Origin of the sequence: Clostridium frigoris, assembly GCF_018861865.1 — a bacterium.
GTDB lineage: Bacteria > Bacillota > Clostridia > Clostridiales > Clostridiaceae > Clostridium_AD > Clostridium_AD frigoris.
The window spans coordinates 176,194-189,952 of record NZ_JAHLDV010000002.1 but is presented as its reverse complement, the minus strand read 5'-3'; the positions used below and the strand labels follow the sequence as shown (position 1 = coordinate 189,952).

12 protein-coding genes and 1 pseudogene are annotated in these 13,759 nt (G+C 30.5%); 5 read left to right on the top strand and 8 right to left on the bottom strand.

Annotation, left to right across the window (positions count from 1 at the left end; all coding sequences use genetic code 11):
* From KPL37_RS01800 to KPL37_RS01775, 6 genes are all read right to left on the bottom strand, one after another.
* On the bottom strand, positions 1-648 hold the full coding sequence (locus KPL37_RS01800; protein WP_216145620.1) for a DNA-3-methyladenine glycosylase: 648 nt from the start codon (positions 646-648) through the stop codon (positions 1-3).
* A 134-nt stretch (positions 649-782) separates the two neighbouring features.
* Positions 783-2,054: a dicarboxylate/amino acid:cation symporter gene (locus tag KPL37_RS01795; RefSeq protein WP_216145557.1), complete on the bottom strand. Its 1,272-nt coding sequence runs from the start codon at positions 2,052-2,054 to the stop codon at positions 783-785.
* A gap of 47 nt (positions 2,055-2,101) precedes the next feature.
* Positions 2,102-2,707, bottom strand: a complete 606-nt coding sequence (locus KPL37_RS01790; protein WP_216145555.1) for a DedA family protein — start codon at positions 2,705-2,707, stop codon at positions 2,102-2,104.
* A 211-nt stretch (positions 2,708-2,918) separates the two neighbouring features.
* On the bottom strand, positions 2,919-3,929 hold the full coding sequence (locus tag KPL37_RS01785) for an AAA family ATPase (RefSeq protein WP_216145553.1): 1,011 nt from the start codon (positions 3,927-3,929) through the stop codon (positions 2,919-2,921).
* On the bottom strand, positions 3,926-4,609 hold the full coding sequence (gene pnuC, locus KPL37_RS01780) for a nicotinamide riboside transporter PnuC (RefSeq protein WP_216145551.1): 684 nt from the start codon (positions 4,607-4,609) through the stop codon (positions 3,926-3,928). The genes KPL37_RS01785 and pnuC overlap by 4 nt, the downstream gene beginning before the upstream one ends.
* A gap of 27 nt (positions 4,610-4,636) precedes the next feature.
* Entirely contained in the window at positions 4,637-5,074 is a 438-nt protein-coding gene (locus tag KPL37_RS01775) for an SseB family protein (RefSeq protein ID WP_216145549.1), read from the bottom strand.
* 325 nt (positions 5,075-5,399) lie between these two features.
* Here KPL37_RS01775 and KPL37_RS01770 point away from each other — a divergent pair, with 325 nt between their 5' ends.
* The 5 genes and pseudogenes from KPL37_RS01770 to KPL37_RS01750 all read left to right on the top strand — a co-directional run bounded on the left by KPL37_RS01770 (position 5,400) and on the right by KPL37_RS01750 (position 11,373).
* The gene (locus KPL37_RS01770; protein ID WP_216145547.1) at positions 5,400-6,086 is read left to right on the top strand and encodes a response regulator transcription factor; all 687 of its coding nucleotides are present in this window, start codon (positions 5,400-5,402) and stop codon (positions 6,084-6,086) included.
* Positions 6,083-7,474, top strand: coding sequence for a sensor histidine kinase (locus KPL37_RS01765; RefSeq protein WP_216145545.1), 1,392 nt, complete (start codon positions 6,083-6,085; stop codon positions 7,472-7,474). The genes KPL37_RS01770 and KPL37_RS01765 overlap by 4 nt, the downstream gene beginning before the upstream one ends.
* A gap of 251 nt (positions 7,475-7,725) precedes the next feature.
* Positions 7,726-9,836 (top strand): annotated as a pseudogene (locus KPL37_RS01760) (glycosyltransferase family 39 protein).
* 107 nt (positions 9,837-9,943) lie between these two features.
* Positions 9,944-10,252: a hypothetical protein gene (locus tag KPL37_RS01755; protein WP_216145543.1), complete on the top strand. Its 309-nt coding sequence runs from the start codon at positions 9,944-9,946 to the stop codon at positions 10,250-10,252.
* The gene (locus KPL37_RS01750) at positions 10,228-11,373 is read left to right on the top strand and encodes a hypothetical protein (protein WP_216145541.1); all 1,146 of its coding nucleotides are present in this window, start codon (positions 10,228-10,230) and stop codon (positions 11,371-11,373) included. Before KPL37_RS01755 ends, KPL37_RS01750 begins: the two co-directional genes overlap by 25 nt.
* A gap of 106 nt (positions 11,374-11,479) precedes the next feature.
* On the opposite strand, the gene KPL37_RS01745 is transcribed toward KPL37_RS01750, so the two are convergent.
* The gene (locus tag KPL37_RS01745) at positions 11,480-12,916 is read right to left on the bottom strand and encodes a sensor histidine kinase (RefSeq protein WP_216145539.1); all 1,437 of its coding nucleotides are present in this window, start codon (positions 12,914-12,916) and stop codon (positions 11,480-11,482) included.
* Positions 12,882-13,616 carry a response regulator transcription factor gene (locus tag KPL37_RS01740; protein WP_216145538.1) on the bottom strand — a complete coding sequence of 245 codons (735 nt, stop codon included), beginning with the start codon at positions 13,614-13,616 and terminating at the stop codon, positions 12,882-12,884. Before KPL37_RS01740 ends, KPL37_RS01745 begins: the two co-directional genes overlap by 35 nt.
* Positions 13,617-13,759 lie beyond the last annotated feature (143 nt).

The window sequence follows — 13,759 nt, the reverse complement described above, 5'->3', positions numbered from 1 at the left end:
TCACTTCCCTTCACTCTTATTATAACGTAAAACTCTCTCCTTAACAGATACAAAAATATTGTCTTTTATATAAAATCGCCATAAAAATTCTGCTGCTTCCTCTGCATAATTAATACCAATTCTCTTAGCTTCTATAATTTCAATTTTTTCTTTATCCACTGACTCTTCAATATATAATCCACTTGTACACAAATCTTGCTCATTATTCTCTTTATTTATATTCATAGCTATGCATAACTTAGAGGGACCTGTTGTTAAATTTTTGATTTGAGCTTTTGTTAATTCATTATACTCTTTATTAAATCTCAAATTTGCCATTTCATTAAGCCCATCTATTGGCTGAATTGCTCTTATTAAAACCCCTTCAGGAAACCCTTCTTCCTTCGTTATTACATTAAAACAATGATACATTCCATAAATAAAGTATACATATACTATACCAGGTATTCCATATAAAGTTTCAACTCTGGGTGTATGTTTTCCTCCATAAGCATGGCATGCCTTATCAATTGATCCAATATATGCTTCTGTTTCAACTATCTTTCCACTCAATTTTACCCCATTAATTTTATGTACAAGTATTTTCCCTAAAAGTTCCCTCGCAACCTGCAAGGTGTCTCTAGCATAAAATTCTCTAGTAAGTTTTATAACAAACCCCTCCTAAAAAATATTCTACCGTAACATTTACTATCAAAAAAGAGAGTTCACTTATGGAATTATATACCATTTAGAGCTCCTGCTTCATATTTATAAGAATTATATAATATGATCCAATCTCTTAATTACACACTCGTTTTGCTAGCAACTTTTTCATCATGTTTCAACCAGTTCTTACCCTCCACTAGTCTAGTAACAAGCATAGAACATACTGTGTTCCCAGTAGAATTAAGTAGTGTTGCTGGCGCATCTATAATTACACTAACAACTGCAATAATTGGAAGAACTTCTGGTGGTAACCCATATACACTTAATATTAGCATTTCGCCTATCATTCCACCACTAGGAATAGCACCCATAACCGCCCCTACTAGAAGTGAAACACCTATAATACCAAGTATTGAACTAACACTATTCATTTCCTTACCAAACAAGCCTAGTAGAAGTGTAATTTTCATAACACCACCAAATACAGATCCATCCTTATGCATGTTTGCACCAAGTGGAATTACTGTTTCTGCTATATCATATGGTACACCAATTTTCTTTACAGTTTCTAAGTTTGCTGGTATACAAGCAGCACTTGAACAAGTTGCTAAAGCTGTTACTGAAGGTGTAACAGCATTTTTCCAAAATATTTTTACACCATTTTTCCCAGCTGCAACAAATGCATATAGACTGAAAAAACCAAAATAATAAATTACAGAGAGGATTAAATATAATACAAATATTTTTAAATATCCATTTAGAATTTGACCGCCAAGTTGTCCAACCATTGAAGCAAAATAACAACCAAGACCAATAGGGGCGTAATACATAATAATTTTAACTACTTTCATCATTGTAACCGAACCAGCCTCAAGTAAATTAGCGAAAGGTTTGGCTTTTTCTCCTGAAAGAGAAACTGAAATACCAAAAATAATTGAAAATATAACAAGTTGTAGCATATTCTTTCTTGAGAGTAAATCTACAAAATCAGAAACAGTAAATGTATTCACAAGTTGATTTAAAAATGAAACTTTTTCGTTAGGTTGAGTTCCTACAGCGCTCTTCATTAAACTTTTAAACATATCTATATGTAGATTATTAGTTGGCTTCATAATAAGTGCTCCTACCGTGCCAATAATAGCTGCAATAAGTGCTGTAGATAAAAATACCAACATAATACTTCCCATAATTTTACCTAGTCTTTTCATTCCACTTATATTTGCCATAGCAGAGGCAACACTGAAAAATACTAATGGGACCAAAATCATAAACATTAGATTTATAAAAAGTTTTCCAAAAGGTTCTAATACTGAAGATTTCGGGCCCATTACGATTCCTATAATACCTCCAAGTATAATCGAACCTAAAAGGATAATGGTTGATTTATAGCTTTTGAATAACTTCTCCATTTGTAGCTCCTTCATATTAAATTTCAGTCTATATTATAATCTTTAATTTATGATTTTTTCACTTTTTTTATTGTAATTAATTTGTATCCTATAAGTCCTACTATTACTATTACCACAAGAATATCTGCATAATGGAACCACGGTCTAATAATAACCCACTTCTCACCCATGTAATAACCAGTAAACCCAAGTAAAGCACTCCAAATTAATGAACCAAAAAAAGTATACACTGTGAACTTTTTAAAGTCCATATTGCTTATGCCAGCTGGAAGTGAAATAAAAGTTCTTACGATAGGAAGTAACCTTGAATAAAATACAATTTTCTCTCCATATTTTTTAAAGTATAGATCACTTTTATCTAAACTTGATTTTGACAAATGCAAAAAAGATGCATATTTCTCAACTAAAGGTCTTCCACCTAATTTTCCTAAATAATAAGCTAAGATTGAACCAAATGTTCCTCCAAGCGTTCCTAGAATTATTGTTGGAATTATGCTCAGCCTTCCTGTATAGCTTAAATAACCTCCAAATGGAAGTATAGCCTCACTAGGTATTGGAATACATGCGCTTTCAAGAGCCATAAATACAAAAACCCCCAAATACCCCACTTTATCCATAACTAAAATTACCATGTTAATTAAACTTTCTACCATATTTTCCTCCCTTAAATTCAAAAACTTATTTTCTAATCTACCTTTTTATTTTATATTATGGCTGTCTGTAATGTCAATGAAGTGTCAATATGATATTTTTTTTATGTGTTTTTATAAGGTAATATAAATTAATCCTATATATTTTTAACATCACAACCAACTTCTACTATGCTATTATTTAATCTTGGATCAAAACCAGTCAAATCTTTTTTCATAATTTATTTTCCCCAAAATAATTATTATATTTTTGGAATTCAGCAAGAACTTTGTCAACTATTTTTAACCGTTCCTCCAAACTACCACGAAGTACAATATATGGTATTCTACGTTCATGTAAATCAGAAATGATTTGCTGATGGAACACCTTACGCTTTTGATCACCACTTCTATCCCAAGTATCATCATAAGGAATATCATCATCACATAGAAAAAATATGTCATATCTCTTTGAATTTTCTAGTGCAATCTGGGTAAGGCATTTTGGAGCAGTGCCATGATAATCAAGCGCATACATATAAGTAGTTATTGCATTAGTATCTACAAAAAAACACTTATTCGCCTTTTGTATAGCTTCATCTTCACGTTTAATATGACCTATAGCAATTTCATCAAATGAATCAAAACTTATACGTCTATCTACTTGATGGTTTGTCCAATAATCTCTCCCATATTCACTTGCATATGTGGTTTTATATTTTTTTGCTAAAGCTTCTGTTATCGTTGACTTACCAGTCGACATTGCACCTACAAAGACTATTTTTGTAATTAAATCTTTGTAGACAACATCGCTTAAATACTCTCGATATTTAAAGGGGTTTTCTCTTATCATTGTCCCAGAAATAGGTACACTTAAACGAGGCTCATCTATTCTTCTATCTACTGCAAGAAGCGCTTTACTTACATGTTTACCATAAAATTCACTAGAATAAAAATGAGTTACAGCCCTCCCGTCAAGCATACGTAAGATATATTGCTCCTCTAAGATTTCATAAGACCTATCATTGGAATATCCCTCAGGGCCATCCCATCCTTCAATAACAGTTACACTTGGATATAATTCTTTTATCCAACCTGCCCTTACACTTAGAGGTATCTTTGTAACTTTTGTGTCATAGATAAGTATAATTAGTTCGTCCATTTCCTTTAAAGCAGTCTCAATCATAAATTGGTGACCTACATGCAAAGGTGCAAATTTACCAAGTGTTAATCCAATTTTTTTCATAATAAACTTATCTCCTTAGCTTTGGTTGCGCCTTTATTCCAATTATAATAACCATAAATCGCATTTACAAGATATGCACTCCACATTACAATCATCATTACTCCATCAGGACTTCCATTTACTGTTCTAATAGTCCACATAACTATAGTGAAAATATTTAATACAATATATAATAACCACTGTTCCTTAAATCTCCATACCATTAAAAATGTTGCTACAATTGACAATATATCTGTTATCGCATCTATATATGGAGTATTTTGACCATTGATAAATGACAAAGCAAGCCCTAGTGCAAAACTACCTAGAATACAAATTATAGCTGTCAACACTTTATCCTTTTTCTGTAAGCCTTTCATTTCTACAATACTTCCACTCATACATTTTCTCCACATTATAAATCCAACAATATTCATTGGTGCAAAAAACAAAAGATTTAAACCCATCTCACCAAACAAGCCATTGTTAAAAGCTAAGTAGGCATACCCAAAAGTATTGTACATGCCAAAAATATATGTCCATAAACTACCCTTTGCTGCAAGAATTACACACAACACTCCTGTTATAAATACAGAGAATCCAAACAAAGTATCCTTCCATATAATTGTTAATATAATTGCGATCATTGAAAAAAACAATAACCAAACAATTTCATATAAATTCCAGTTCTTAATTTTCATATTCACCCTCATAATTTTAGTGTCTTCTTATAAAACTATCTCAGATTTTCTTTTAGAAAAGTACTGCATTACCTCTGGTGTAATAATAAATATTTGACCATATGGATTTATTACAAATCCCTTTATCTCATTTATATTTTCTAAAACAATACCATTCAAATCATCATATGTATATGCTAGTGTTTGCTCTTTATCCTTTGACCATTTATATAATTCATCTTCATCTGTAAATGTAACGATATAAGATTCATTATCTGTATTCGTTATAGTTTTAAAACTAACTGTTGTTCCTTCTGGAATTAACCCATTTTCTACATCACCACTTATTATTACAGGTGTCATTAAATGAGATTGATTTATTTTCTCAATGAGATTAAGTTCGTTATCTGCACTTTTCTCATTTATAAATTTATTCATACTCTCAACTAACTCTGGATTAGTTACTGGCTTATTTACATTTATCATAAAACTCATCCTCCTATTAACCGAATAATCTCTATTATACTCTGTAACCCTATATATTAACATATCTAATCATGAAACAGCTTTTTTCTTCTATTTTTTACCATATTCTATTCCATATAATTTTAACGTGCCTTATTCAATTTATAAAGTGGTTTGCTAGTTATTCGATACTTTCTTCATAAAACACATAATCTTTACATAAATAAATAGAAATGTTTTGAGAATTATATGATAGAATATAAAATATAAGGTATTATATGGTACATATTTAACTTTTTTTATAAATTATATGACTTAGTGATTAAAAATTCGTGAGGTGATTTAATTGGCAAAAAAAATATATCTTGTTGAAGATGAAATAAGTTTAAATCTTTTGCTTGAAAAATACTTAGAACGTGAAGGTTACGACGTAACTACTTTTTCCACTGGTAATGCAGCTATTGCAAGAATTGAAGATATGCCTGATCTTTGGATACTAGACATAATGCTCCCCGATATTGATGGTTATGAAATCATTAAGGCTGTTAAAGCTCATAATAAAAACACTCCTGTTATTTTTATGTCTGCAAGAAATGAAGAACTTGATCGTGTGGTTGGACTTGAGCTTGGTAGCGATGATTATTTGTCAAAACCATTTTTGCCTAGGGAGCTTATTATTAGAACTAATAAGCTTTTAGAGAGAATTTCTGGTGCCAAAAATACAGATGTTACAATAATTAATGATGACTTAAACATGGGTGGATACCGTATTAGCAAGAAACAAAGAACAGTTTTTATAGGTAACGAAGAGGTCATTTTAACTAAAAAAGAATTTGAACTACTATATTATTTTATTGAAAATAAAAATAATTTAGTATCTAGAGAACAGATATTGGATACTGTATGGGGTGATGATTATTTTGGTTCGGATAGAGTTGTTGATGATGTTATAAGGCGCCTTAGAAAAAAAATAGATAAGTTCACAATAGAAACAGTATATGGCTATGGCTATAAATTGGTGTACAAATCATGAAAAAATTTAATTATAAATTTAAATCACTAACTATGAGAATATGGACAACCTTTACAGCAATAATACTTATAATAATTTTTAGTATTTCAATTTTTTACCTTGTCGCTTTTAGAAGTATAACTGAAAAAGCTATAACTCAAGATTTAAAAGTGTCACATGCCTATTTATTGAAAGCTAATAATTTTACCCAACCTAATAGATATGACGGAATAAAAAATCTTAAAGATAGTGATTATTACATTGTAAGTGTTGGTAAAGATAATATAGCTGAAATTATGAATGTAAATAAAGCTCACGGAATGCCCCCTGTTTCTCCTGGTAATGTTAACTCTGGTTTTAGAACTAATGAAAATAATATTAGGATATGGATGGCAAGTTACATTACACCAGGCAAACTTTCTGAAAAACTAATTAAAGAATCATACAATAATAATAAATTTATTTTCTTTATAAGTTCAATTAAATATGGTACATCTGGAACATCATATTTAATAAGCTATGTGCCTGAAAAACAAGATAGTAGCCTACTTTACATGGTGCTTGGAATAGGTGTCTTATTTATAGCTATTGGTTTTCTTTGTGCTAAACTGGTTGCAAACTACATTTCAAAACCACTTAAAGAACTAGAAAATTATACTGTTAGAATATCCCATAAAGATTGGGAAGAACCTATTAAAATTAAAAATGAAGATGAAATTGGAAGACTAGCAATCTCTATGAATATGATGAGAAAAGAATTAAAACGTGGAGATGAAGAAGAGAAACTGTTTCTACAAAGCATATCCCACGATTTAAAAACACCAATTATGGTGATTATGAGTCATGCTGAGGCTATAATTGATGGTGTGTATGTGGAATCAGTGGAGAAAAATGCTGAAATAATAAGGGATGAATCTCTAAGGCTAGAAAAGAAAGTTAAACAAATGTTATATTTAAATACTCTTGATTATGTTTTAGAGAATAACTTTGAAAATATTGAAATTAATATGCATCGCTTACTTTACCATATTACAAATAGATTTGAAATAGTTAATAGTAATATACAATGGGATTTAAATATAGGAGAAGCTATTATTAGTGGAAATGCAGATAAAGTCCAGGTATCCATTGAAAACATATTAGATAATAGTCTTCGATATGCTAAGGAGAAAATTAGCGTAACCTTAAAAAAAGAAGGCAATTTTGCAGTTGTTGAAATCTATAATGATGGTCCACATATACCTCAGGAACATCTGTCTCACATTTTTGATAATTTCTATAAAGATAAAACGGGTAAATTTGGTCTTGGTCTTGCCATTTGCAAAAAGATTGTAAATTACTATAACGGAGAAATAGAAGTTACAAACAGAGATGTCGGTGTTAGTTTTTCAATTAGATATCCTCTATAAACAGGAGCAATCAGCAGAAATGTTGATTGCTTTTATTATGTACTTTATAATCACATAAAGCTCACATAATTATTTGATACTACTACTACAATTTATGATTATAATCTTATTTATAGAGAAATAAGTAATTCACTTATAAATTATATACAATCTTATTTAAAATAAAATAGGGGGATAATAAATATATACTAAGACTAATTATTGGAAGGCCTATTTTTATGGTCAAGCCATTCTAAAAAGGAGCAAATTAAATGAAAAGATTAAAACTTTCTAAAGAAAAATTTTTATTGTCATTAATATTAATATTATCTGCAATCTTAAATTTTGCTAATCTAAGCATAGAGGGATATTCTAATCTGTACTATGCTGCCGGTGTAAAAAGCATGACTATGAGTTTGAAAAATTTCTTTTTCGTATCTTTTGACCCTGCAAGCTTTGTGACCATTGATAAACCTCCTTTAGGTTTTTGGCTTCAAGCTATTTCTGCTAAAATCTTTGGATATAGTGGGTGGAGTATTCTTCTTCCACAGGCTCTTGCAGGAGTAATCTCAGTTTATGTAATATACAAAATTGTTAAGAGATCTTTTGGAAGTACAGCCGGTCTTCTCTCAGCATTATTTCTTGCAACAACCCCAATATTTGTTGCAGTAAGTAGAAATAATACTTGCGATAACTTACTTGTTTTAACCCTTCTAATCGCATGCTGGTTTATTTCTATAGCAGCTGAAAAAGGGAAATTCAAATATCTCATAATATGTTTAGTTATTGTAGGTATTGGTTTTAACATAAAAATGCTTCAATCTTATATGGTTATTCCAGCTATATACTTAGTTTACCTTTTATCAAGTAGCATTTCTCTTAAAAAGAGAATAATTCATCTTATCTGTGGAACTCTTGTTCTACTTGTTGTTTCGTTCTCATGGGCTATAGTTGTGGATTTAATACCTGCAGCAAACAGACCTTACGTGGGAAGTAGTACAAACAACTCAGAACTAGAGCTTATAATTGGGCATAATGGACTTGAAAGACTTGGAATTGGAAGCAGTACTACTAAGAGCGGTGGTGGCAACGCTAAAACTCAAGGTGGACTCACTAAAGGAAGCAATACAAGCACCCCTCCGAGTTCTTCTGAAGCTAACTCTAGCAGTTCAAGTGCTTCTATTAATGCAAACGCTCAAAGTGGTCCTCCACCATCAAGCACTAGACCTAGTGGAATGCCAAGTGGTGGTGAAATGCCAACAGGTGGCAAACAAGGTGGCGGACAAGGCGGCGGTAGCAATAATGGTGGTCAATCGGTTTCTAGCGTTACAAGATTGTTTGTTACAACCGGTCTGTCTGATCAAATAATATGGTTATTCCCTATTGCAATTCTCGGGATACTTGCAGCATCATTAAAAGAAAAATTCAAACCTGCTTTTAATAATAAAAGAAAATTAGATTTACTATTATGGTCAATGTGGTTAATACCTTCATTTATATATTTCAGTTTCACAACAGGTTTATTTCATCCCTATTACTTAACTATGCTTGCAGCACCAATTGCAGCACTGGCTGGAATCGGAATTGTTTCTATGTGGGATCTTTACATTGAAGGCGGATGGAAATCTTGGATCTTACCAATAACACTTATTGTAGATGGAGTAGCTCAGTTATTTGTTTTATCTTACTTCTACAGTACTTCTAGTATTACTAAGATTTTAATGATATCCCTATCTATTTTATGTTTTGTTTCTTCAATAATACTTATTATCCTTAAGATCAAGAAGAATAATAATTTGAAACTTTCAAAGATGTTAGTAGCCACTGCTTTAATAGGACTTCTAATAACACCTACTGTATGGTCTGGAACTGTTTTGTTTACAGCCGGATCAGGATCAATGCCATCTGCAGGACTAAGTATACTTTCTAAAACGTCAGATTCAGGATGGGAGACTCAGAAACTTCTGATAATACAAAGTTAATAACATTCTTACAAGCTAATCAAGGCACAGCGAAATATATCCTTGTAACTTCATCAACAAGCGGTATTGCATCAGATATAATCATTAAAACCGGAGAATCTGTAATGACTTGGGGCTTCTTTGGAACTGATAAAGCAATAACACTCGCTCAGTTTAAAGCACTAGTTAAAAGTGGAGAAGTTAGATATGTAATGGTTGGAGGCCAAGGTGGCGGTGGTGGCTCAACTAGCGATATTATGACATGGGCTAAAAAAGCCGGCACACTAGTTGCCGAGAGTAAATGGAAATATAATACAACTACTAAAACAGCAACTGCTACTACTAATTCAAAATCGCATCAAATGGGTGGTCAAAGTTCTGAAGCATTATATGATTTAAAAGGTGCTGATACTACAAAATAATATTAATGATAATTAACCTTATTTTAAAAAGCAGATTCTGTATGAAAACATATAGAATCTGCTTTTACTAAAAAATTTAAAGGAGCAAGAAAGATGAGGGTACATCAATGAAAATAAAAAAGAATTTATCAATCTTAGTCCTAGCACTTATAATAATTCTTTCAGGCATGATGGGAACCTTTGTATATGCATACAAATATACCACAAGCCATGCAACAATTAGCCATAGTTTCCCTCAAGGTGGAAATGGTAAAATGCAACAAGGTAATTTGGACAAAAAAGTGGTACAAGACCTCAAGGTGATTTTAAGAATAAAAGTGGTACTAAACCTAACGAAAATCCTCCAAGTGGAGGTTCCAAGAAATAAAAAACTAAGCTCAGGAGGATATTTATGGATAAGAATAAAGAATTATTAAAAAAGTCTATTATATTAACATGTATTGTCTGGCTTGCATTAATTGTTAGAATTCATGGCTTGCCATTTACAAGTGGAGACTATACTTCCTTTGTAAGCCGCTGGTTTGATACTATAAAAACGGGTGGTGGCTTTAGTGCCTTAAAAAATTCATTAGGTGATTACACCCCGCCCTATTTTTACTTATTAACACTAGGAACATATACAGGTATAAATAAGTTGTTCTATGTAAAAATGATAACTTTTGTTTTTGAAATAATGGCTGCTTTTTTCGTTATTAAAATTGTTAATATTAAATATAAAAATGAAAATGCTAACTATCTGGCTTTTGGACTTCTACTCTTCATTCCTACAGTTATATTTAACGGGTCTGTATGGGCTCAATGTGATATAATATTTACCTCCTTTGTTATTGGTTCTATCTATTATATATTACGTGAAAAACCAATCACATCATTAATATTTTATGGAGTTGCACTATCCTTTAAACTACAAGCAATATTTTTACTACCATTGTTTGGTATCTTATTAATTAAGAATAGGATTAAAATATATCATTTGCTTCTTTTACCTATATCCTATTTGGTTCTAAGCATACCTAGTTTAATTGTGGGTAGACCCTTAAAAGATATTTTACTCATTTATGTTAATCAGTCCAGCGAGTATACATCTTTAACTTCTAATGCACCATCAATATATCAATGGTTTACTAATAAGCTCTTTAGCAATACAACTCTCATAGGTAATATTGGAATTGCTTTTACTCTTGTGGTTGTTTTTATCATATTTTATGTAAGTATTAAATATATAAAAATTATTAAATATGATAATGTTATAGAATTAGCCTTATTGTTTTCTATAATTATTCCATTTTTGTTACCAAGAATGCATGAGAGATATTTCTTTATGGCAGACATAATTTCGCTACTATATGCCTTTTCTTTTCCAAAGAAATTTTATATTGCTATAATAATACCTTTTGTTTCATTAGTATGTTATTTCCCATTTTTGTACCATACATCAACTAGTTATATATTAGATTCCTCTATAGTATTATTTATAGTTATAATCGACTTAATTTACTCATTTAGAATTCATTTACTTAATGAGAAAAGCTATTAAAAATAAAATACGCATAATGTAGTATCAATATATATACTACATTATGCGTATTTTTATATTAAAATATATTTTACTAAACTTCTCCAATATTATAATTTATTATAAATTATAAAATTGTTAATTCAATTACGAACAATGCTCCTAATTCTGAATTCCTAGCAGTAATTTTACCATTGTGCCTTTCTACTATATTTTTACTAATAGATAATCCTAATCCAAAATTCCCCTTCTTGCCTTTGTAAAATCTTTCAAATATATTAGGGAGTTCATTATTATCAATTCCAGGGCCATCATCACCTATTGTGATCTCAATCTTCTTATTTACTACTTTTAGTGTGACAGTTACAGTTCTCTTTGCATATCTTATGCAGTTGCTAATTATATTAGCAACTGCACGAGATAATTTATCCTCATCACCCATAACCATGATGCCTTCCTTTAAGCCATTACTCGCAATCACTATATTATTTTTATTTGCAATTACCTCCATTCGTTCAATACAACTATTTATTAATTTACTAATGCTTAGTTCATCACTATGGTAATGTTCTTCTATCGCATCAAGGCGAGATAAATATAATAAATCTTCTACCAAATGTGTCATACGTTTACTTTCATTAATAATAACATCAGCAGCGATTTTCTTATCCACAACATCATACATTATCCCTTCAGCATAACTTTGAATTGACATAAGTGGGTTTCTAAATTCATGTGATGCATTTTGCAAAAAAGTTTTTTGAGCTTTATCATAGACTTCAAGTTTTTCTGACATAATATTTATATTAACTACAAATTCTTTTAATTCATCATATATAGGCATTTCAACAATACTTCCAAAATTTTTCTCTGCAATATTACTTATATACTCATTAAGCAAAGAAAAAGGATCTGATATCTTCTTTGATAAACGCGAAGAAAGTATTCCAATTAGAAGTGCTGAAAAGAGAAGAATAATAAAAAGAATTAAGTTAATTCCAAGTTGTAATTGATTTATCTTCTCAAGGCTTGAATATATGATTATCCAACCAAGTCCAAAAGAATTTTTATTAAATACAGGTTTTATTATTGCTATGTACTTAGTACCCGATAAATTAAGATTTAAATATTTTTCAGTACTAAAAGTTTTAGATTTATTAACCTCATTTGTAAATCGACTCATAAGGTCCTTCGAAATATCAGATGATTTTTCTTTGTATGGTGTAATTCTATTTTTGTTTTTATCAAGCAAAATAACATTCGCATTCAATACACTTATAGGTTCCTTTAACGAATCATCAATCATTGAATAATATTTAAAAAGGTCATTATCATTTTGTGACTTTGGAGGGGGCATCCGCTCAGGTCCTGGAAAAAAATCTGGTCCATGCTCAAGTGCAGTATTCTCGGTACCTGATGCAATTTTATTTAACTGTCTCAATATATCTTTTTTAAAATACACTCGGACAGCCACATTAAATATTATAGTAGTTAATGTAATTAACATAACAATTACAATAATATTATATTTAAATATTTTCCATTTTATTGTGTTCCTCTTCATAACAACCTTCCTTATCTTTTATGGTAAACCCAAATCCCCATATTGTATCTATTTTAAGAATTGATCCAGCATCTATTAACTTTTTTCTTATTCTTTTTATCATATCATCAGTGGCACGAGTCTCAACCTCATTTTCAAAACCCCAAACTTTATCTAGTAATTCACTACGACTAATTGCTCTATTTTTATTATTTACGAGATAATAAAACAAAGATAACTCCATTCCTGTAAAACCTATTGCCTTATCTTTAACCTCCGCTTGTTTAGTATCAAGATTTATTGTAACATCATAAATTTTAGTAATTTTATTTCCTATACTATGATTTGTATCCAATTTTATTCTTCTAAAAATGCTGTTAACCCTAGCAATAAGTTCAAGTGGGCTAAAAGGTTTAGTAAGATAATCATCACAACCTAAAGTAAGTCCTACTATCTTATCAGGCTCTGTATCTTTTGCAGATACAATTATTATTGGTACAGAGCTAATAGGTCTTATTTGCAAGCAAAGAGAATAACCGTCTATTTCAGGCATCATGATATCTATTATAAGCATGTCCGCCTGCCTCGCATTGAAGGCTTCAAGAATGGCACGCCCATCCTTAAATATTTCTACTTCAAACCCAGCTTTAACAAGAAATGATTTTATAATATTACAAATATTTATTTCATCATCAGCAATATATATCAGCTTTTTATTCATGAATTTAGTTCACCTCAATTTATATTTTACCATATGTATACAAGAATGTTATTTTAAATTAATTTTCATTTATATTTGCCACAGTATTGCCACAGTATTTGACTATACTAAAGCATGTAATGATACGATAATAGTAATAGGTA